At 73.6% G+C, this 19,560-nt stretch carries 18 protein-coding genes; 10 read left to right on the forward strand and 8 right to left on the reverse strand.

Translation table 11 applies throughout. From position 1 onward, the window contains the following. Positions 1 to 209: 209 nt before the first annotated feature. The 4 genes from zapE to ACQPZG_RS08295 all read left to right on the forward strand — a co-directional run bounded on the left by zapE (position 210) and on the right by ACQPZG_RS08295 (position 4,402). Entirely contained in the window at positions 210 to 1,262 is a 1,053-nt protein-coding gene (gene zapE / locus ACQPZG_RS08280) for a cell division protein ZapE (protein ID WP_433549308.1), read from the forward strand. Between the two features lie 77 nt (positions 1,263 to 1,339). Further along, positions 1,340 to 1,765 carry an OsmC family protein gene (locus tag ACQPZG_RS08285; protein WP_433545187.1) on the forward strand — a complete coding sequence of 142 codons (426 nt, stop codon included), beginning with the start codon at positions 1,340 to 1,342 and terminating at the stop codon, positions 1,763 to 1,765. A 132-nt stretch (positions 1,766 to 1,897) separates the two neighbouring features. Next, on the forward strand, positions 1,898 to 3,352 hold the full coding sequence (locus ACQPZG_RS08290; RefSeq protein ID WP_433545188.1) for an alkaline phosphatase PhoX: 1,455 nt from the start codon (positions 1,898 to 1,900) through the stop codon (positions 3,350 to 3,352). Positions 3,353 to 3,541: 189 nt separating this feature from the next. Continuing rightward, positions 3,542 to 4,402, forward strand: a complete 861-nt coding sequence (locus ACQPZG_RS08295) for a PPK2 family polyphosphate kinase (RefSeq protein WP_433549309.1) — start codon at positions 3,542 to 3,544, stop codon at positions 4,400 to 4,402. A gap of 30 nt (positions 4,403 to 4,432) precedes the next feature. On the opposite strand, the gene ACQPZG_RS08300 is transcribed toward ACQPZG_RS08295, so the two are convergent. The 3 genes from ACQPZG_RS08300 to ACQPZG_RS08310 are packed head-to-tail and all read right to left on the reverse strand — an operon-like array spanning position 4,433 to position 7,167. Further along, complete coding sequence (locus tag ACQPZG_RS08300) at positions 4,433 to 5,998, reverse strand: PP2C family protein-serine/threonine phosphatase (RefSeq protein ID WP_433545189.1); 1,566 nt, start codon at positions 5,996 to 5,998, stop codon at positions 4,433 to 4,435. Continuing rightward, the gene (locus ACQPZG_RS08305) at positions 5,995 to 6,546 is read right to left on the reverse strand and encodes a methanogen output domain 1-containing protein (protein ID WP_433545190.1); all 552 of its coding nucleotides are present in this window, start codon (positions 6,544 to 6,546) and stop codon (positions 5,995 to 5,997) included. The genes ACQPZG_RS08300 and ACQPZG_RS08305 overlap by 4 nt, the downstream gene beginning before the upstream one ends. Before the next feature lie 54 nt (positions 6,547 to 6,600). Further along, positions 6,601 to 7,167 (reverse strand): GNAT family N-acetyltransferase, encoded by a 567-nt coding sequence (locus ACQPZG_RS08310; RefSeq protein WP_433545191.1) that lies wholly within the window; start codon positions 7,165 to 7,167, stop codon positions 6,601 to 6,603. Positions 7,168 to 7,245: 78 nt separating this feature from the next. Between ACQPZG_RS08310 and ACQPZG_RS08315 the strand changes: the two genes are divergently transcribed. Continuing rightward, complete coding sequence (locus tag ACQPZG_RS08315; protein WP_433549310.1) at positions 7,246 to 8,103, forward strand: polysaccharide deacetylase family protein; 858 nt, start codon at positions 7,246 to 7,248, stop codon at positions 8,101 to 8,103. A gap of 268 nt (positions 8,104 to 8,371) precedes the next feature. On the opposite strand, the gene ACQPZG_RS08320 is transcribed toward ACQPZG_RS08315, so the two are convergent. From ACQPZG_RS08320 to ACQPZG_RS08330, 3 genes are read right to left on the reverse strand one after another with little or no spacing between them, the layout of a single operon-like run. Then, on the reverse strand, positions 8,372 to 9,040 hold the full coding sequence (locus ACQPZG_RS08320; protein WP_433545192.1) for an ABC transporter: 669 nt from the start codon (positions 9,038 to 9,040) through the stop codon (positions 8,372 to 8,374). After that, positions 9,037 to 9,900, reverse strand: a complete 864-nt coding sequence (locus ACQPZG_RS08325; RefSeq protein ID WP_433545193.1) for an ATP-binding cassette domain-containing protein — start codon at positions 9,898 to 9,900, stop codon at positions 9,037 to 9,039. The genes ACQPZG_RS08320 and ACQPZG_RS08325 overlap by 4 nt, the downstream gene beginning before the upstream one ends. Positions 9,901 to 9,944: 44 nt before the next feature. Continuing rightward, entirely contained in the window at positions 9,945 to 10,622 is a 678-nt protein-coding gene (locus ACQPZG_RS08330; protein WP_433545194.1) for an AIM24 family protein, read from the reverse strand. Between the two features lie 84 nt (positions 10,623 to 10,706). On the opposite strand from ACQPZG_RS08330, the gene ACQPZG_RS08335 reads away from it, so the two are divergent. From ACQPZG_RS08335 to ACQPZG_RS08355, 5 genes are all read left to right on the forward strand, one after another. Next, the gene (locus tag ACQPZG_RS08335; protein ID WP_433545195.1) at positions 10,707 to 11,435 is read left to right on the forward strand and encodes a peptidyl-tRNA hydrolase; all 729 of its coding nucleotides are present in this window, start codon (positions 10,707 to 10,709) and stop codon (positions 11,433 to 11,435) included. A gap of 234 nt (positions 11,436 to 11,669) precedes the next feature. Then, positions 11,670 to 12,434 carry a DUF4142 domain-containing protein gene (locus ACQPZG_RS08340; RefSeq protein WP_433549311.1) on the forward strand — a complete coding sequence of 255 codons (765 nt, stop codon included), beginning with the start codon at positions 11,670 to 11,672 and terminating at the stop codon, positions 12,432 to 12,434. A 109-nt stretch (positions 12,435 to 12,543) separates the two neighbouring features. Next, positions 12,544 to 14,262 carry a multinuclear nonheme iron-dependent oxidase gene (locus tag ACQPZG_RS08345; protein ID WP_433545196.1) on the forward strand — a complete coding sequence of 573 codons (1,719 nt, stop codon included), beginning with the start codon at positions 12,544 to 12,546 and terminating at the stop codon, positions 14,260 to 14,262. After that, the gene (locus ACQPZG_RS08350; protein ID WP_433545197.1) at positions 14,259 to 15,380 is read left to right on the forward strand and encodes a TIGR04222 domain-containing membrane protein; all 1,122 of its coding nucleotides are present in this window, start codon (positions 14,259 to 14,261) and stop codon (positions 15,378 to 15,380) included. Before ACQPZG_RS08345 ends, ACQPZG_RS08350 begins: the two co-directional genes overlap by 4 nt. A 195-nt stretch (positions 15,381 to 15,575) precedes the next feature. Next, a complete protein-coding gene (locus ACQPZG_RS08355; RefSeq protein ID WP_433545198.1) occupies positions 15,576 to 17,246 on the forward strand; it encodes an alpha/beta hydrolase in 1,671 nt (556 codons plus the stop codon). Positions 17,247 to 17,330: 84 nt separating this feature from the next. Here the strand turns inward: ACQPZG_RS08355 and hemQ are convergent, their stop codons facing one another. Beyond that, the gene (gene hemQ, locus ACQPZG_RS08360) at positions 17,331 to 18,092 is read right to left on the reverse strand and encodes a hydrogen peroxide-dependent heme synthase (protein ID WP_433545199.1); all 762 of its coding nucleotides are present in this window, start codon (positions 18,090 to 18,092) and stop codon (positions 17,331 to 17,333) included. Positions 18,093 to 18,096: 4 nt separating this feature from the next. Further along, a complete protein-coding gene (hemG, locus tag ACQPZG_RS08365; RefSeq protein ID WP_433545200.1) occupies positions 18,097 to 19,551 on the reverse strand; it encodes a protoporphyrinogen oxidase in 1,455 nt (484 codons plus the stop codon). Between the last annotated feature and the right edge of the window lie 9 nt (positions 19,552 to 19,560).

The following is a 19,560-nucleotide window of genomic DNA, read 5'->3' on the forward strand; positions in this document are numbered from 1 at the left end:
CCGCACCGAAGTCCGCCGCCGCGTCCCAGCCCGGCGCCTCGGACCCATCCGCCGCGTCCCGGCCCGGCGCCGCGGATCCCGCTGCTTCCGGGCCCGGCGCGCCGGATCCCGCCGCCGCGTCCGGGTCCGCCGCGCCCCGGTCCCCCGCTGCCGGAGCCGCCGCTTCGGGATCCGCCGCGTCCGGGTCCGCCGACGCGGGCTCCGGCGCGATAGCGGGGGCGCACCCGCTCTCGCTGTGCGCCCGTGAGCCGCGCGTCCCCGCCGATCGGCTCGTCGCCGAGATGGTGCCGCCGCCGCGCTTCGACTCCGTACGGTTCGACACGTACGTACCGGACCCGAACCAGCCCAGCCAGACCGAGGCGGTCCGGGTGCTGAGCGACTTCGCCGCCGGGCTCGGGGGCGCCCCGGACACCGGGAAGCGACGCTGGTTCGCGAAGAAGGCGCCCGCGAGGCCGGCCGGGCCGCGCGGGGTGTACCTGGACGGCGGGTACGGCGTCGGCAAGACCCACCTCCTCGCCTCGCTCTGGCACGCGACGCCCGCCGAGCCGTCGCTGAAGGCCTTCGGCACGTTCGTGGAGCTGACCAACCTGGTCGGCGCTCTCGGCTTCCAGCAGACCGTGGCCACGCTCAGCGGTCACCGGCTGTTGTGCATCGACGAGTTCGAGCTGGACGATCCGGGTGACACGGTGCTGGTCTCCTCCCTGCTCAGCAGGCTGGTGGAGGCGGGGGTGGCGCTCGCCGCCACCTCCAACACGCTGCCGGGCAAGCTCGGCGAGGGCCGCTTCGCCGCCGCGGACTTCCTGCGCGAGATCCAGGGGCTGTCCGCGCACTTCCGGCCGCTGCGCATCGACGGCGAGGACTACCGGCACCGGGGCCTTCCTCAGGCGCCGCCGCCGTACACCGACGCGCAGGTCACCGAGGCCGCGCACGCGACCGGGGGCGCCAGCCTGGACGCCTTCCCGGCGCTGCTCGACCACCTGGCGCAGGTGCATCCGAGCCGGTACGGCGCGCTGACCGACGGGCTGACGGCGGTCTGCCTGACGGGGGTCACCCCCGTGCCGGACCAGTCGACGGCGCTGCGGCTGGTCGTCCTCGCCGACCGGCTGTACGACCGCGAGGTGCCCGTGCTCGCGTCCGGGCTGCCGTTCGACGAGCTCTTCAGTGACGAGATGCTGAACGGCGGCTATCGGAAGAAGTACTTCCGGGCGATCTCCCGGTTGACGGCGCTGGCGCGAGACGCAAAGGGGCTCGTGGCGCGGTAGGCCGACGGCGCGTCGGGCCCGGCGGCGCAGTAGGTTCGGTGGCGTAGGGCATTTTCCGGTTTCCGAAGGGATTCACCATGGCCACCACCCGTCACGCGCACACCGTCTGGACCGGCAGCCTCATGGAGGGCGAGGGCACCGTCTCCCTCGACTCCTCCAAGGTCGGCAGCTACCCCGTGTCCTGGCCGTCGCGCGCCGAGGAGGCGAACGGCAAGACCAGCCCCGAGGAGCTGATCGCCGCCGCGCACTCCTCCTGCTTCTCCATGGCGCTCTCCCACGGCCTGGCCGGCGCGGGCACCCCGCCGGAGCGGATCGAGACCTCCGCCGAGGTGACGTTCCAGCCGGGCACCGGCATCACCGGCATCCACCTCACCGTGCGGGGCGAGGTGCCCGGACTCGACGAGGCCGGCTTCGCCAAGGCGGCCGAGGACGCGAAGGCCAACTGCCCGGTCAGCCAGGCCCTTACGGGTACGACGATCACGCTGAGCGCGTCGCTCGTCTGAGCCGACCGGATTCTCCGGGCGTCCGTACGGACGAACCCCTGGGGCTGTTGTGGCCCGCACTGTTCACGTGACACCAGTTGCGTGGTACACACGTGCGGGTCACATTCCTGTCCGCCAGCAGGGAGTTGCCTCATGTCCTCGACCTCGTCCGAGATACCGACCGGGCCGTCGCCCGAGACCGCGTCCGGATCCTCGCCCGACCCGTCTCCCGACACGACACGCCGTCAGGCCCTGGCCCGTGCGGGTGCGTTGGGGGCCGGCATCGCGTTCACCGGCGCCCTCTCCGAAGTCTTCGCGGGTACGGCGCTGGCCGCACCCCGGGGCGGCGGCCGCAGACGCGCCGGATACGGCCCGCTCGTCCCCGACCCGAAGGGACTGCTCGACCTCCCGAAGGGGTTCCGCCACCGGGTCCTCTCCCGCGAGGGCGAGCCGATGCGCTCCGGCGAGGGTCCGGTGCCCAGCAACCACGACGGGATGACCGCCCTGCGCGGCCGTCGTGGACGCGTCCACCTGGTCCGCAACCACGAGAACCGGATGTCCGCCGCGTTCGGCGTCCCCCCGGTCAAGGGTCTGACCTACGACCCGGCCGCCAAGGGCGGCTGCACCACGCTCACCCTCGACGGCCGCGACAACGTCCTCGACGAACGCGTCGGCATCGCCGGTACGGCCGTCAACTGCGCGGGCGGGCCCACCCCGTGGAACACGTGGCTCACCTGCGAGGAGAACGAGGACAAGGCCGGTACCGCCGGCTACACCAAGGACCACGGCTTCATCTTCGAGGTCGACCCCGCCGATCCGCACCGCACCGGCGCGGTCCCGCTGACCGCGATGGGCCGCTTCCAGCACGAGGCGATCGCCGTCGATCCGCGGAGCGGAATCGTGTACGAGACGGAGGACGCGTTCGCGCGCCCCTTCGGCCTCTTCTACCGCTTCCTGCCCAGGAGGCCGCTGGGCGGCGTCGGTTCGCTGCGCGCCGGGGGCACGCTGGAGGCCATGCGGGTGCCGGGCGTGCCGGACCTGTCGGCCGTGCACGAGACCGGACGCAGCTTCCGCGGTGTCGAGTGGGTGCCGGTGCCGGATCCGCTCGCGGCCCACACCCCCGTCCGCCACCAGGACTTCGGGCCGAAGGGCATCACCCACGCGCAGAAGCTGGAGGGCTGTTACTGGGGCGACGGCGCCGTCTACTTCGTCTCCAGCTTCGCCCGCTCAAAGGAGGGCTCGGCGCGCGACCACTTCGGCCAGGTGTGGAAGTACGAACCGCACCGTCGGCGTCTGACGCTGGTCGTCGTCTTCGGTCCGGCCACCGACATCCAGTTGCCCGGCGAGTCCCCGGACAACATCTGCCTCGCGCCGAGCGGCGGGCTGATGGTGTGCGAGGACGGGGACGGGGTACAGCACGTGTACGGCCTGACCAGGCGCGGTCAGGTGTACGCGATGGCCCGCAACCGGCAGAACCTCGGAACGCCCGAAGCGCCGGAGTGGGGCGAGTTCGCGGGCGTCACGTTCTCGCCGGACGAGTCGACGATGTACGTGAACTGCTACACGCCGGGAACGACGTTCGCGGTGCGGGGGCCCTGGGCGGACTGAGGGCTCCCGGGGGCGGGGCGGCGCGGCCGGTGAGCGACAGGTGTGCCCCGGCGTCCGCCTCGCCCCGCTCGCCCCCCTCCCGTACCGGCGCGCGATCGGGTCAGGGGGCAGGCCGCGTAGGGACCGATGCGATACGAGAAGAGGTGTGCAGTGCCCCAGCAGGACGAGCAGAGCCAGGGACCCCGTCCGGTGGGGCCCGCTGTCCCGCCGACATCGGTGAGCGACGCCCTCCGCGTCCCGGTCTCCTCCCCCGTCGCCCTCGCCTCGTACGCCTCCGACGCCCTCCCGGTCGGTCCCCGGGAGAAGTCCGCGGGGGTGGCCGCCACCGCGGCGCTCGCCCCGCGCCTGGGCAGACTCCAGGAACGGCTGTACGCCGCCGGCACCGTCGGCGACCCCCGGCGGCTGCTGCTGGTCCTCCAGGGCATGGACACCAGCGGCAAGGGCGGCACGGTCAAGCACGTGATCGGTCAGTTCAACCCGTCCGGCTGCCGCATCCGCGCCTTCAAGGCCCCCACCGAGGAGGAGCGCGCGCACTCCTTCCTCTGGCGCATCGCCAAGGCGCTTCCCGAGGCGGGCGAGATCGGCATCTTCGACCGTTCGCACTACGAGGACGTCCTGATCGGCAGGGTGCGCGGGCTCGCCCCTCCGGAGGAGATCGAGCGCCGCTACGACCACATCAACAACTTCGAGCAGTCGCTGGCCGGGAGCGGGGTCACCGTCGTCAAGGTCTTCCTGCACGTCGGCCACGACCGGCAGAAGCGCCGCCTGCTGGAGCGTCTGGACAACCCGGACAAGCACTGGAAGTTCGATCCCGCCGACATCGAGGACCGCGCCCTGTGGCCCGCGTACCAGGAGGCGTACGAGCGCGCGCTCCAGCGCTGTTCCTCGCCCGCCTCCCCCTGGTACCTGGTCCCCGCCGACCGCAAGTGGTACCGCAACTGGGCGGTGAGCAGCCTCCTGCTCGAACACCTGGAGGCGCTGGACCCGCAGTACCCGAAGGCCGACTTCGACGTGGCGGAGTGCAGGCGGCGGCTGCTGGAGAGCCCCTGACCGGTGGGGAAGGGGCCCGGGGAAGGGGCCCTACGGGGTCGGCCGGACCACGAGCAGGGCGCGGTCGTCGGGGTAGTCGTCGCCGGGCCGGTGGTCGAGGAACAGCCGGCACAGGTCGTGCACGTCCAGGCCGGTGCCTGCGCGGGCGGCCCGGGTCAGCCGGTCCAGGCCCACGTCCAGGCCCTCCCCCCGGCGTTCGATGAGACCGTCGGTGTAGAGCAGGAGGGTCTCGCCCTCGCCGAGGACGGTCGAGCCCTGGCGGTAGCGGGCGTCGGGGATGGGCCCCAGGGGCGGGGAGATGGGACCGTCGAGAAAGCGGCTGGAGCCGTCGGCGGCGAGGACGAGCGGCGGAGGGTGTCCGGCCTTGACGTAGGTGAGCGTCCGGGACGGCCGGTGGTATAGCAGGTAGGCGGCGGTGGCCATCTGGCCGGGGTGGTAGAGGTGCAGGTACTCGCTCAGCTCGGTGAGGACCTCCTCCGGGCGGGTGCCGCAGCGCAGGACGAGTCCGCGCAGCACGGCGATGATCTGTGCCATGACGGCGGCCTGGGGCAGGCCGTGGCCCGCGACGTCGCCGATCGAGAGGCCGATGTGGTCCTCGTCGAGGTGGTAGACGTCGTACCAGTCGCCGCCGACGCGCACCATGTCGCTGGCCGGCGCGTAGGCGGTCGCCACCTCCAGGCCGGGTACCTCCGGCAGTTGGGGCAGGAGGCTGAGCTGGAGGCGTTCGGCGACGCGGTGCTCGTGCTCGTACAGCCCGGCGCGGTGGACCGCCTGCGCGATCTGCTGGGCGACGGCCGTCAGGTGTTCCGGTTCGGGGGGCCCGCTCGTCCCGGGGTGGACGTTCAGGGCGCCCAGCACGGCACCGTCGGCCTTCAGGACGATCCGTGCCGCGGAGGCGGCGGCCACGGCCGGTGCGCCGTCGGCGGGAAGATCGAGGTCGTTCCAGTCGCGCCCGGTGAGAGCGCCCCGGTCCTCATCGGGTGCCAGGGCGGGCACCAGGTGCTGGGAGTGCAGTTCCAGGCTCACGCCCTCGACGTCCAACGCGCGCGCGGCGGTCCTCGCGACGGCCTCCGCGACCTCGGCCAGGGTCGCCGAGGACGCCAGCGCCTCGGTCAGCCGGTAGAGGCGCTGGAGCCGGGCGCGGGCGGCCTGCTCGGCGATCAGCAACCCCTCGCGCTGGGCCTCCGCGGTGCGGCGGATGGCGATCTCCCGGTTGAGCGCGGTGACCTGCTGGCTGAGAACGGCGAAGCGGTCGTCCTGGCCGAGGCGCCGCAGGGTCAGCTGCACCACCGGGCCGGGTCCCTGCCACCAGGTGGCGCGGACGCCTTGGCAGCGGAACCTGGCCGGACTGCCGTCGCTGCCCTTCAGGGTGAGTGCGCCCGGCAGCGGGCTGCCGCTGCGCAGCCAGTTGCGCAGGTGGCCCGTCAGGACGCCGGCGTCGTCCTGGGCGAGTCCGTAGAGGTTCGCCCCGGCGCGCAGTTCCGGGACCGCGGCGGTGGCGGCGGGGTTCGCGGCCAGGATCGTGCCGTCTGCCGCGCACAGGGTGACGGGGTGGGGCAGGGTTTGGGTGATGGCCTCGAAAAGGCCAGGGCTCATGCAGGCACCACATCAGCGGGAGGGGCGGCCGGCAGGTCCGCGTCGCCGAAGTACTCGCGTCCGTCCGCCGGACCGCCGGCCGGGGTCAGGTGCACGACGACCCGGCAGCCGGCGTCGCCGCGCGCGATGGTCTCCTGGAGTTCGACGCGGGCGTAGCCGAGGTTGCGGGCGGCGATCGTGCCGAACACGTTCGACGTCATCATGCACATCGACTCACGGCCCAGGACCTTCTCGGCGAACGGGCAGGCCCGGTTGCCCAGGACGATCTTCGTGTCGTCCTGCTCGATGACGTGGAAGTCGCCCTTGATCCGCCGCTTGAGGTCCACCAGCGCCTCCGCGACCTGCTCCGCGGACAGCCGGTCGACGCCGAGCGCCCTCAGGTACATGTCGTCGATCTGATTTCCCACCGCCTGCCCCACCAGGCTGATGTAACCGGACGCCTCCTCCATGCCGACGACCGCCTCCAGCGAGGTCGCCAGCTCCCGCACGAGCGTCCTCAGGAACACATCGCGGTCGAGGTCGATCTGCGCGTTCACCGGATGGCCCACAGCGCCGCCTTTCGTCGCCCCGTCGCACCGCGCGAGCGCCCGGCACCATTCAGCCTAGAGGCTCCGCCCGCCTCGGGGCGACCCGCTCGGACGTACTGCGGTCCACCCGGCGGGCGCCTCCCGGGCGCCTCGGCGCACAGCGAGGACCAGCTCCGGCCGGTCCCAGCACACGGCGGGCGGGTTCGCGGGGACCGTACCGACGGGCTCGGCGCCCACGCTGCGGTAGAAGCCCTCCGACGGCGGGTGCGCGACGACGCGCACCTCGGTCAGGCCGGCCGCCCGCGCCCGGTCCGTGAGGTGCGCGGCCAGCCGGCGGCCGATACCCAGGCCCTGGGCGTCGTCGGCGACGAACATCAGGTCCAGCTCGGGCGGATCGAGGATCAGCGCGTAGAAGCCGAGCACCCGATCGTCGTCGGCCGACACCGCCGCGTAGACCTCGTGGGTCTCGATGTAGTCCGGCCCGACCCGGTAGCCGTCGACCATCGGCGCGTAGGGGCCCTCGTAGGCGCGGGAGGCGCGGACGAGGCGGGTGAGGCGCTTGGCGTCGCGGGCGGTGGCACGGCGCACGGAGACGGCGGGGGCGCGTGTCGGGGGTGGGGTCACTGCGCGAGTATCACCCATCCCTGGGCGGCCGTGCCGTTTCCCTGAGCTTCGCATCTCATCGGATACGTTCCGTGAGTGACCACTTTTGTACGAAGAATGATCGCGGCGGCGGTACTGGGCGCGGCTCTCACGGGGTGCGGGAGCGGGGCCGCGCACGACGGCGGAGGCGGTGCGGAAGCCCGCCGCACCCCGACCGCACCCGCACCGTCGGAGTCCGCCGCGCCCCCGCGCTCACCCGCCGCCCCGGCCCCGCCGACCGTCGCCGCGGGACCCGAGGGGCTGACGCCCGTCTTCGAGCGGGCCCGCAAGGGGAACGCCGAGAAGGTCGTCGCGCTCACCTTCGACGCGGACATGACCGCCGACCAGGGTCCGCGCGCGGCCCGCGGCGAACGGTTCGACAACCCCCGGCTCGTCGCCGCGCTGCGCACCCTGAAGGTGCCGTCGACGATCTTCATGACCGGACGGTGGGCCGAGGAGTACCCGGACCAGGCACGTGCGATCGGCACCGATCCGCTCTTCGAGATCGCCAACCACTCCTACAGCCACCACGCCTTCAAGTCCCCCTGCTACGGTCTGCCGACGGTCGCGCCGGACGCGATGCGCGCGGACGTGGACCGGGCGTTCGCCGCGTTCCGCAAGGCGGGGGCACGGAACGTGGTCCCGTACTTCCGCTTCCCCGGCGGCTGTTACGACGACCGAGCGCTGAAGAACCTGGGGCCGGCGAAGGTGACGGCGGTCCAGTGGGACGTGGTCAGCGGGGACGCCTTCGCCACGAACGCCGACGCGGTGGCGGAACAGGTGCTGGCGGGAGTGCGGCCCGGGTCGCTGGTGGTCCTGCACTGCACGCGCAGCGCGGCCCCCGTGACGGAGCAGGCGATCCGGCGGATCGTGCCGGAGCTGCGCGAGAAGGGCTACCGGTTCGTGAAGGTGTCGGAGCTGATCGGGCAGCGGTAGAGGGGCGGGGAGCGGCCGTCTACGGGCGCCGCGCCGCCCTGCCGGCCGGGGTGACCGCCATCGCCGCCGCCCAGCCGCTCGTCCGCCGCCACCCAGCCGCTCGTCCGCCCCGCAGGGCCGTCGACCGGCCCCCTACGTTCGGCCCCACCGCCTCAGCCCCGCCGGGCGGCCAGCACGCGGGTCAGCCCCGCCGGGCGGTCAGTGCGCGGGTCAGCCCCGCCGGGCGGCCAGCGCGCAGGTCAGCCCCGCCGGGCGGTCAGTGCGCGGGTCAGCCCCGCCGGGCGGCCAGCGCGCAGGTCACCGCGGTCGCGGCCCCCGCGAGCAGCAGGGCCGCGGCCGACGGCAGCAGCGCGAATGCCACCGTCCCGCTGTCCGAGCCGCTGACCAGGCCCGTCACGGCGCTGCGGGCAGGTGAGCCGGCGGTGACCAGAGCGAGCAGCGCACCGAGCGCCGTGAGCGCGACGGCCCAGCCGGTGGCGCGCAGCAGCGGCCGGTTGCAGAGCGCGCCGACGGTCGTGCCGACGAGCGTGCAGGCGAGCACGGCGAGCAGGCCCGCGGCCACGGCCGCGAGCGGAGGGACCTCGACCGAGCCGCTGGTGCTGGTCCGTCTGCTGATCAGCACGATGACCACCGTGCCGATCGTCCCCGCCACGGCCGTGCTCCCGAAGGCGGTGAGCAGGGCGGCGAGGTGGACGCGGCCGGGGCCGACGGCGGCCGACGCGCAGTGCCGGGCGGCCGGCGGCTCGTTGGTGACGCAGACCCGCACGAGCCAGGCGGCGACCGGCAGCAGGGCGGCGGCTCCGTAGCCGAGCGAGTCGAGGACTGGCTGGCCGCTCTGGATGCCGACGGCGAGGACGGCGACGTACAGGAGCCCGGGGGCGAGCCACCTCTGCGACCGGGCGAGCAGGGCGAATTGGTAGCCGAGCAGGGCCGTCACGCCTGGTTCCGTTCCCGTACCGGCGTCGGCCGCTGCACGTGGTCGGACGCGGGAGAGACCGCTCGTACGTGGTCGGACGCGGGAGAGACCGCTCGTACGTGCCAGGCGGGCCGGGCGCCGAGGAGGGCCCGCAGCACCCCGTCGGAGTGCACCGACGCCACCGTCAGCTCCGTGGTCCCGTCCGGGCCCGCGGTCACGGACGGCGTCCCGGGGAGCCCTGCGGGGGCGGTCGCCCCGACCGGTCCGACCGCCACGATCCGCACCCGCGGACCCGCACTCTCCTCGGGCGAGGGGGACCCGGCGGGAACGAGGCCGTGCGCCTCCAGCCGGTACGCCGCGTCCACCGCCCCCGCGAGCCGTTTCGGATCGTGGTCCACGAACGCCACCGTCGCGCCCGCCGCGACGCGCTCGGCGACGGCCCGGTCCAGCTCGTCCCGGGCCGCGGTGTCGAGCCCGGTCCACGCCTCGTCGAGCACGAGCAACTGCGGTGCGGCGACCAGGGCCTGGGCGACGGCGACCTTCTGCGCGGTGCCCTTCGACAGCGCGGAGAGCGGGGTGCGGGCGTGTCCCGCGGCGCCGAACCGCTCCAGCCACTCCCCCGCCCGCTCCTCGGCCTCGCTCCGCCGCAGCCCGTGGATCCGGCCCAGACGCGTCACGTAGCCGAGAGCGGTGAAGGGCAGCGCGCCGGGGAAGCGTTCGGGAACGTACGCGACCCGCCGCGGGCGTCCCTCCACCCGCCCCTCGCTCGGGGCGTCCGTTCCGGCCAGCATCCGCAACAGGGTCGACTTTCCTGTGCCGTTGGTGCCGTGGAAGCGCACCAGGGTGCCGGGACGCAGCTCCACGTCGATCCCGCGCAGCACCCATGCGCCGCGCAGGCCGTACCGTCTGCCGACGCCGGTCAGTTTCAGTGTGCCGTCGCCTTCTGCGGGGTGAGCTCGCTGGGCCGCACGATGACGAACCCCTCGCCCTGGAGCACGAGCTGAACCGCCTCGCCGGAGCCGCCGCGGATCATCGAGCCGATCGACTGCGAGCGGTGCAGGGAGGTGTTGAGCTGGGCGCTCCAGCCGACCACGGCGTCGGTGTCGACGTACACGGGCATCTGCGGGGTGACGGGGATGACCAGGGGGCTGCCGTCGCAGACGACGGCGAGCTTGCCGGAGCCGGTGAAGAGGCTGTTGAACAGACCGCCGCCGGTCATGCCCGCGCCCTTCACCATCTTGATCTCGTAGGAGAGCGTGGCGTCGAAGCACAGCACGTTGCGGCCGTTGACGGTGAGGGCGTCGCCCTGCTCGATGTCGACGATGAAGCAGTTCTGCGCCTCGTGGGCGAACCACGCCTCGCCCTGCCCGCGCACGGCCATCAGCGGCAGGCCCTCGCCGGTGACGGCGCGCTTGAGCATGCCGCCCACGCCCTGCCCCTTGCGCTCGAACTGCAGGTTGCCCCGGTAGGCGATCATCGCGCCCTGCCGGGCGTGCATCTCGCCGTTGACGGCGTACTTCACCGACTTGGCGTTCTGGAGGGTCATGCCGGGGGCCTGCGCCGGCTGAGCAAGGTTCTCTGCGGCAAAAAGATCGCTCTTCATACGGGACATCCTGGCGTGCCGGAGAGCGGTCCGACAAGGAGTTCCCCGGCGGGTTCGGGTCTGGACCCTGGCAGACTTGGCCGGATGAGCAGCCAGGACAGTCCCGCCCCCGCCGATCTGCGCGACGCCGCGCCCCAGTACGTACTCCCGCTGGTCGTGCACATCGAGAAGGCCGACCCCCCGGCCCGTACCGACGCGCTGGAGACGGCGGCGCGCGCCGTGCTGGTGATGCTGTCCGACGCGCGGTCGCAGGGCGACGGGGAATGGGCGCAGGCGGTACGGGACTGGCAGGACGCCCGGATCCGCAAGGTGGTGCGGCGGGCGCGCGGCGCGGAGTGGCGCAAGGCGTCGGGTCTGCCGGGGATCACGGTGACCGGCCGCCCGGATGCCCCGGACGCGGCGGAGGTACGGGTCTTCCCGCCCGTCCCCCTCGACGGCTGGCCCAAGGAGCTGGCGAAGCTCCAGGTGTCGGGGACGGAGCTGGACGACCCCCGGGAGCCGGACGCACCCGATCCGTCCGGGCCCGTGCTGTGGATGAGCCCCGGCCTGGACATGTCGGCGGGCAAGGCGATGGCGCAGGCCGGGCACGGCGCGCAGCTCGCCTGGTGGGACCTCTCCCAGGAGGACCGGGACGCGTGGCGGGAGGCCGGCTTCCCCCTGTCCGTACGGACGGCTCCGGCAGCCCGGTGGCCCGAGCTGACCGCGTCCGGACTGCCGGTGGTCCGTGACGCGGGCTTCACGGAGATCGCGCCGGGCTCCTGCACGGTGGTCGCCGACCATCCGGCGCTGCGACGCCTCGCCCGTCCCCTCTGACCCGTCGGTTTCCCGGACCGCTTTGGTCACCGCTGAACGCGTCGCGTACCTCACACGTACCCGTGAATGCCGCCAAGTTCCTGAAGGATCAAGGAGCTTGGCGGTTGATTCGACGTCGTACCGCAGCACCCGCACCTGTCGCCTCGTCCGTACGTCTCGCAGCCCACCACGCGAAGCGCCACGTAAGGCAGCACGCTCAGCGCCCCGGGAGTCACCTTGCCCTCCACCCACGGTCTGTTACGCCGCGTCAACGGCACCGTCCTCATCGTCACCGCCCTGCTCGCCACCCTCGTCGCGCTCGTGTTCCCCCTCTGGTCGTACGCCGACCGCTCGGGCACCGGCCAGGCGAACCTGGCCGCCTCCACGGTCGGCACCAAGTGGGGACCGCTGTCGGCCGCCGACCGGGACCTGCTGGTCAAGGTGCGGCTCGCGGGGCTGTGGGAGCTGCCGGCCGGGCAGCAGGCCATCGAGCGGGCGCCCAGCCAGTCGGTCAAGGCGGCCGGTGACCACCTCGTCGTCGGCCACACGGACCTCGACGCGCGGGCCCGCTCCGTTGCGTCCCAGCTCGGCGTGGAACTGCCGAACCAGCCCACCGAGGAGCAGCAGGGCTGGCTGCGGGAGCTGACGGCGGCGACCGGACCCACGTACGAACGCCTCTTCGCGAACCTGCTCCGCCGTGCCCACGGGAAGGTGTTCGGCGTCATCGCCCAGGTTCGCCACAGCACCCGCAACGCCCTGATCCGCCAGCTCGCGGACGCCTCGAACCAGACCGTCCTCGACCACATCACCATGCTGGAGGGCACCGGGCTGGTCGACTTCGACGCCCTTGCCAACGAGGCGGCGGACGGTGCGACCGCCAGCCCCGCCGGTCCGCCCCCGCCGGTTCCCGGCGCACCGCTCCCGGCCCCCGTCCCCGCGGTCCCCACCGGCACCCAGAGCTTCACGTCACTGCCCTCCGCGCCGCCGGTCGGCGAGATCGGCAGCCCGGCCGTGAGGTGAGCACCGGGAACCTCAAATCAACCTCTGAACCTCCCCCCAAGTGGGTTCGCCGTCGCCCGCCGGGGCCATCACCCCGGCGAACGACACGGATCGGACGACGGGGGACGTCATGGAACACGGAGCAGTACCGCTCGGCATCGGCATCGGCTGGCGCCCGGAGATCGCCGACACGGTCGAGGCCCTGCCCGGCATCGACTGGGTGGAGGTGGTCGCGGAGAACATCTGTCCCGGCCACCTCCCGGACTCCCTCACCCGCCTGCGCGCCCGCGGTACGAAGGTGATCCCGCACGGCGTCTCGCTGGGCATCGGCGGCGCGGACCGTCCGGACCCGGGCCGGCTCGCCGATCTGGCAGCCCGCGCGGAGGCCCTCGGCGCCCCGCTGGTCAGCGAGCACGTCGCCTTCGTCCGGGCGGGCGGCCACCGGACGGCCTCCCCGGTCCTGGAGGCCGGCCACCTGCTGCCGGTCCCCCGGACCCGGGACGCCCTGCGCGTCCTGTGCGAGAACGTCCGCGTCGCGCAGGACCAGCTCCCCGTCCCGCTCGCCCTGGAGAACATCGCCGCCCTGATCTCCTGGCCCGGCGAGGAACTCACCGAGGGCCAGTTCCTCGCCGAACTCGTCGAGCGCACCGGCGTCCGCCTGCTTGTCGACGTGGCCAACCTCCACACGAACCACGTCAACCGGGGCGAGGACCCGGCGAAGGCCCTGGACGAGCTGCCGGTCGAGGCCATCGCGTACGTCCACGTGGCGGGCGGCGTCGAGCGCGACGGCGTCTGGCACGACACCCACGCCCACCCGGTGACCCGCCCCGTCCTGGACGTCCTCGCGGAACTGCGCTCCCGCGTCGCCCCGCCGGGCGTGCTGCTGGAACGCGACGAGGACTTCCCCTCCCCGACGGCCCTGGCCGCCGAACTCGACCTGATCCGCGACACGGTCCGGCTCGCCCCGGCCGCACCGCGGCTCGTCACGGACGGCGCCGGGCCCGTCGCACCCCTGCCGGGGGTCCCGACGGCCACCGAAAGCCCCGCACACGTCGTGCACCTCGACACGCCCGCGCGCACCGCGACCGCCGACACGCCCACGCACGCACCCACCGGTCTCCCCGCACACACCGCCAATCCCGCCACTCCCCGGCCCCCCAGCTTCCTCCCACGCGCCGCAACCGCCGACACACGCATGCCCCCGCACACGCCCACCAGCCTTTCCGCGAGCACCACGACCGCCGACACGCACACGCACGCGCCCACCGGTCTCCCCGCAGACACCGCCACCCCCGGCACGCCCACCGGCCACCCCGCGCCCGTCCCGAACCCCGACGCGCCGGTCTCCGACGCCGCACCGGAAGCCGCCCGTCAGCGCGTCGCCCTCGCCCAGGCGGCCCTGCTGAGCGCCCTGCTCACCGACGCCCCCGTTCCCGAGGGCTTCGACGGCCCCCGGCTGCGCGTGCAGTCCCGCGCCCTTACCGCCAAGCGCGCCGACATCGTGGCCAAGGTCGCCCCGGAACTGCCGGAGATCCTCGGGTCCCGTCCCGGATCCGGGTTCCGTCCCGCGTTCTTCGCGTACGCCAGGAGCCGCCCCATGAGCGCCGGTTACCGCCGCGACGCCCTGGACTTCGCCGAGCACACCCTCGTGCACGGCTCCCTCGACCCGGTCGCCCGGCGTGCTCTCACCCACTGGTGGCAGGACCGCGTCGCGGCCCGCCCGCCGTCCCGCGTCACCCGGTTCCTGCGGGCGGCGTCGGCCCGCGTCCGCCCTGTGCGCGACCCCCTGCACGACGGCGTCGGGACGACCGGTCGCGCCGTGTCCCCGCAGAAGGTGACCCCCGCATGAGCTCCGGCGCCCTCTCCTTCGTCGTCAACGTCGGCGTCTGCGCCTCCGCCGTCCTCCTCGTCCTCACCCTGGCGCTCGCCCGGCGCCGCCGTCGGGGCGACGCCGCCCTGCACGACGTACTGGAGGCGGCGTTCCTATCGGGCGGTCCGGGCCGCGCCGTGGACACCGCGCTGGTGGCGATGCACGCGGACGGCAGGATCGGCATCGGTGGCCCCGGCATCGTCGTGGTGCGCAGCCGAAGGGCCCACGACACCGTGGAGCGCGCGGTGCTCCAGGAGTACGACGCCGCTCCCAGCGGGGCACTGCACAGCCTGCGCCACGCGGTGATGCGCCACCCCGCCGTGCAGGAGATCGGCGACTCCCTCGCCGCCCGCGGGCTGCTCGTGACTCCGCGGGAGACCCGGGTGTGGCGTCGCTGGGGCCTGGTCCAGGGCTTCGTGTGCCTGCTGGGCCTCCCGCTCTCCCTGATCGCCACCTTCTTCTTCGTGTTCGACACGGCCTGGGGGGTCTTCGGGACCGACGAGTACCCCGACGGGGTCTTCGGGACCGACGAGTACCCCGACGCCGGCTCCTCCGACAGTGTTTTCGTCCTCCGGGTGCTGCCCGTCCTCCTCATGGGCGTCGTGACCGGTTTCGCCGTCGCCCACCGCGCCCGGCGCCGGGTCACCGCCACGGGCCGCACGGCCCTGCGCGCGTACCGTACGGACCCGGCGCACCTGGTCACCGCCGCACAGCAGGTCGCCGTCGGAGGCGTCCGGGTCCTCGGCGACGAGGAGATGCGCGACCGGTTCCGCGCCGCGATCCGTCGGCGCCCGGCTCCCGTCCCGTCGGCGCGGGGATCGCGGACGTCGAGCTCCGACGTCCCGCCCGCCTTCGTCCCCGTCGTCTGGTGCGCCGGTACGGTTCCGGGCGGCGGCCGGGCCTCCTGCGGCAGCGGCTCCGGCTGCGGAGGAGGCAGCGGAAGCACCTGCTACAGCACCGCCTGCGGCTCGGGCGGGGGCGGCTGCGGCAGTTCCGGCGGCACGAGCTGCGGCGGAGGCGGCTCCAGCTGCTCTTCCAGCAGCTCCAGTTGTTCCTCCGGCAGTGGCGGAGGAAGCAGCTGCGGCAGCAGTTCCTGAAGCCCGTCACCCGTGGTGGCGGGCCCCTGTGCCTCGTCCGCCCAGGAACCCGGGCCGCGGCCGTGCAGGGTGTCGACGCGGCAGCGTGTCGCTCGTTCGGGTCAATGAGTCCGACACCGCACCCGGGTGCTTTACATCGTCAACTACTTTACTGATTATCCCTTTTGTCCACCATGGTCGGAGCAAGGGATCGCGATGAGAGCACTAGCGCTGTACGGAGCCGCCACCACCTTGGGCTCCCTGGTCCTGACCGCCCTCACCGCGGCCCCGGCAGGGGGCGCCGGCGCCCCGGCGCCCGTCGGCCCGACCGCGTCCCCCGAGGCGCACGGCACCGCGCTCGCCGCCGAGCGCGCCCTGGCCTCGGGCATCGCATTCGGCCGCTGTCCGGCCTCCGAGTCCCTCCCCGACTCGGTCCGGTGCGGCACGGTCAAGGTCCCCCTCGACTACGCGAAGCCGCGCGGCAAGCAGATCGAACTGACCGTCAGCCGGCTGCGGGCCAGGGGCAAGGAAACCGTCCAGGACACGAAGAACGGGAAGGGCGGGACGACCACCCGACCCGTCCCCCGCCAGGGCGCCCTCGTCTACAACCCCGGCGGCCCCGGCGCGTCCAGCATGTACTTCCCCCTGGCCGCCGGGCTGCCCGAGTGGAAGAAGATCGCGGGGGCGTACGACCTGGTCGGCTACTCCCCGCGCGGAGTGGCCCGCAGCGCCCCCCTGAGCTGCGTGGACCCCAAGGACTTCGCCCAGGCCCCCACCCAGTCGCCGGTGCGCCCCTCCGAGTCGTACAAGAAGGAACGGATCGCCCGCGCGAAGACGTACGCGCGCGGGTGCGCCCGCAAGAACGGTGAGGCGCTGCGGCACTACCACTCGCTCAACAACGCCCGCGACCTCGAAGTGCTGCGCGCCGCCCTCGGCGAGCCGAAGCTCAACTTCATGGGCGCCTCGTACGGCACCTACTTCGGCGCGCTCTACGCGACGCTCTACCCCTCGCACGTGCGCCGCATGGTCTTCGACTCGGCGGTGAACCCCGACACCGAGCAGATCTGGTACCGCAACAACCTCGACCAGTCCGCCGCGTTCGAGGGGCGCTGGGAGGACTTCCGCACCTGGGTCGCCAAGCACCACAAGGTGTACGGGCTGGGCGCCACCCCCCGCGCGGTCCAGCACAGTTACGCCCGGGTGCGAGCCGAGCTGGCCCACAAGCCGGCCGGCAAGGTGGTCGGCCCCGGCCAGCTCCACTCGGCGTTCCTCCAGGCGGGGTACTACGACGACGTGTGGCCGATGCGCGCCACCGCCCTGTCCGAGTACCTGAAGGGCAACCCGCAGCCGCTGATCGACCAGGCCTCGCCCCGCCCCGAGACCGCCCGGGACGACGAGAACGGCACCGCGGTCTACACGGCCGTCGAGTGCAACGACGCCCCCTGGCCCACGGACTTCGCGACCTGGGACCGCGACAACACGCGGCTCGCGGAACGCGCCCCGTTCGAGACGTGGGACAACGCGTGGATGAACCTGCCGTGCGCGTACTGGTCCGCGCCCCGGCAGCAGCCAGTGGAGGTGCGGACCGCGGAGGGCGCGCTGCCCCCGACGCTGATCCTGGCCGCGGAACGCGACGCGGCGACCCCGTACAAGGGGGCGCTGGAGCTTCAGAAGCGGCTGGCGGGCGCGGTCCTGGTCACCGAGAAGGACGCGGGCACGCACGGCATCGGCGGCGGGTCCAACGCCTGTGTCAACAAGCATCTGGACACGTACCTGTTGACCGGTGAAACACCGGTGCGGCGCGCTGAGTGCGCGCCGCACCGGGAGCCGAACCCGGTGTCGCTGGACGAGCGGGCCCTCCCCTCGGGGATTCCGGCCGTCGTCTGATCTTCCGGGCTGGGGTGACGGCCCGGCCGACTACGCACCCATAGTCGTCCGGTCCGTCACCAAGTCATGTGCTCCGCGAGGACGTTACGCGAGTCCCGCCACCAGGTCGGCGACGCTCCTGCGGCGCCCGGTGTAGAAGGGCACCTCCTCGCGGACGTGCATGCGGGCCTCGGAGGCGCGCAGATGGCGCATCAGGTCGACGATGCGGTACAGCTCGTCGGCCTCGAAGGCCAGCAGCCACTCGTAGTCGCCGAGCGAGAACGAGGCGACCGTGTTGGCGCGCACGTCCGGGTAGCCGCGCGCCATCTTGCCGTGGTCGGCGAGCATGCGACGACGGTCCTCGTCGGGCAGCAGGTACCAGTCGTAGGACCGCACGAACGGGTACACCGAGACGTAGTCGCGGGGGTTCTCGTCGGCCAGGAAGGCCGGGATGTGCGACTTGTTGAACTCGGCGGGGCGGTGCAGCGCCATGTTCGACCACACCGGCTCCAGGGCGCGGCCCAGCTTGGTGCGGCGGAAGAGGTTGTACGCGCTCTGGAGCTCGTCCGCGGTCTCGGCGTGCCACCAGATCATGACGTCGGCGTCCGCGCGAAGTCCGGAGACGTCGTACGTGCCGCGCACGGTGACGTCCTCGGCGGCGAGCTTGTCGAAGAGCGCCTGGACCTCGTCGGCCCAGCCGTCGCGGTCCTCGGGCAGCACGTCGCGCAGCTTGAAGACGGACCACAGGGTGTAGCGGATGACCTCGTTGAGGTCCTTGGCCTTCTTGCCCGCGTTCGGGGCCTTGCCGACGGCGGCGGCGCCCTCGGCGGCGGCCCCCTCGTTCGCGGCGTTCTCCTGAGCAGTCATGTGGCTATTGTCCCGTGCCTTCCGCCGTGCCCTCCACCAGGGTGGGCGTGGCCAAGATCTCTTCGGTGATCTCCGCCGCCGCCCGCCACCCACTGCCGACGCAGGCGGGGATGCCCACCCCGTCGTACGCGGCTCCGCAGACCCGCAGTCCGGGCAGCTTGGCGACGGCCTCGCGGATCCGGGCGACCCGGTCGAGGTGGCCGACGGGGTACTGCGGCAGCCCGCCGGTCCAGCGGGTCACCCGCGTCTCGACGGGCCGGGCGGCGAGCCCGGTCGCGGCCCTCAGGTCGCTCAGCGACACGTCCACCAGATCGGCGTCGTCGCGGTGCAGGTGCTCCTCCTCGCCGTACCGCCCGACGGAGGTGCGCAGCACGAACAGGTCCGGGGCGTGCTCGTTCACCCAGCCCCACTTGCGGGAGGAGAACGTCGACGCCTTGATGGTGTGCCCGTCGACCGGCGGCACGAGGAAGCCCGACCCCTGCGGCAGCGCGTCCGCCACCTCCGCACGGGCGAAGGCCATCGTCACCAGCGCCATCGACGCGTACTCGACCCCGGCCAGTTCGGCCGCCGCCGACGGGGACTCACCGGCCAGCAGCCGGGAGGCGGGTCCGGCGGGGGCGGCGAGGACGACGCCGTCCGCCTCGTACGTCTCCGCGTCGGTACGCACGAACCACCGGCCCTCGCGCCGGGCCAGCCCCCGCACCGGCGTCCCGGTGCGGATCCGCCCGCCCCCGGCCCGTACCGCGTCCGCGACGGCGTCCGGCAGGGTGCCGATGCCGCCGTCGATGCCCATGAAGACGGGCCCCGTCTGCTGGTGGGCGCCGGCGCGGCGCTGCAGTTCGCGCACGCCGTCGAGCAGCGAGCCGTACGAGGCGGCCGCGTCGTACAGGGTCGGCACGGCGGCCCGCAGCGAGGTGCGGTACACGTCGCCCGCGTACACCCCGCCCAGCAGCGGCTCCACCAGCCGGTCCACGACCTCGCGGCCGAGGCGCGCGGCGACGTACTCCCCGATGGCCATGTCGTCGCCGACCTCGGTGCGCGGCAGCGTCCGGTCCTGTTCGATGCGGGCGAGCCCCTCGGCGGACAGGACGCCGCTCAGCACGGAGGGGTCGCCCGGGACCCCCATCACGTGGCCCTTGGGCATCGGGGTCAGCACGCCCCGGTTCCAGAGGGACGCGGAGGCGGTGGACGGCGGCTGGAGGCGGTCGCCGAGCCCGACCGCGCGGGCGAGGTCCACGGCCTCGGGCCGCCGCGCCAGCATCGACTCGGCGCCGAAGTCGACGGGGGCGCCCGCGATTCTTCCGGCGAGCAGCTTGCCGCCGAGCCGTTCCGCCGCCTCCAGGACGGTCACCCGCGTGCCGCGGGCGAGCAGCCGGTGGGCGGCGGCGAGGCCGGAGATCCCGCCGCCGACGACGACGACGTGCGGCGTGACGCGGGTTCCTGTGTCCGTACCGTTCATGCCTCCACT

This window comes from Streptomyces sp. CA-294286 (assembly GCF_050947155.1).
GTDB lineage: Bacteria > Actinomycetota > Actinomycetes > Streptomycetales > Streptomycetaceae > Streptomyces.

Excerpts from the sequence above, each read along its gene's own strand:
- ACQPZG_RS08285 (WP_433545187.1), top strand. The coding sequence starts at position 1,340 with ATGGCCACCACCCGTCACGCGCACACCGTCTGGACCGGCAGCCTCATG.
- ACQPZG_RS08290 (WP_433545188.1), top strand. The coding sequence starts at position 1,898 with ATGTCCTCGACCTCGTCCGAGATACCGACCGGGCCGTCGCCCGAGACC.
- ACQPZG_RS08300 (WP_433545189.1), bottom strand. The coding sequence starts at position 5,998 with ATGAGCCCTGGCCTTTTCGAGGCCATCACCCAAACCCTGCCCCACCCC.
- ACQPZG_RS08310 (WP_433545191.1), bottom strand. The coding sequence starts at position 7,167 with ATGGGTGATACTCGCGCAGTGACCCCACCCCCGACACGCGCCCCCGCC.
- ACQPZG_RS08315 (WP_433549310.1), top strand. The coding sequence starts at position 7,246 with ATGATCGCGGCGGCGGTACTGGGCGCGGCTCTCACGGGGTGCGGGAGC.
- ACQPZG_RS08330 (WP_433545194.1), bottom strand. The coding sequence starts at position 10,622 with ATGAAGAGCGATCTTTTTGCCGCAGAGAACCTTGCTCAGCCGGCGCAG.
- ACQPZG_RS08335 (WP_433545195.1), top strand. The coding sequence starts at position 10,707 with ATGAGCAGCCAGGACAGTCCCGCCCCCGCCGATCTGCGCGACGCCGCG.
- ACQPZG_RS08345 (WP_433545196.1), top strand. The coding sequence starts at position 12,544 with ATGGAACACGGAGCAGTACCGCTCGGCATCGGCATCGGCTGGCGCCCG.
- ACQPZG_RS08350 (WP_433545197.1), top strand. The coding sequence starts at position 14,259 with ATGAGCTCCGGCGCCCTCTCCTTCGTCGTCAACGTCGGCGTCTGCGCC.
- ACQPZG_RS08355 (WP_433545198.1), top strand. The coding sequence starts at position 15,576 with ATGAGAGCACTAGCGCTGTACGGAGCCGCCACCACCTTGGGCTCCCTG.
- hemQ (WP_433545199.1), bottom strand. The coding sequence starts at position 18,092 with ATGACTGCTCAGGAGAACGCCGCGAACGAGGGGGCCGCCGCCGAGGGC.
- hemG (WP_433545200.1), bottom strand. The coding sequence starts at position 19,551 with ATGAACGGTACGGACACAGGAACCCGCGTCACGCCGCACGTCGTCGTC.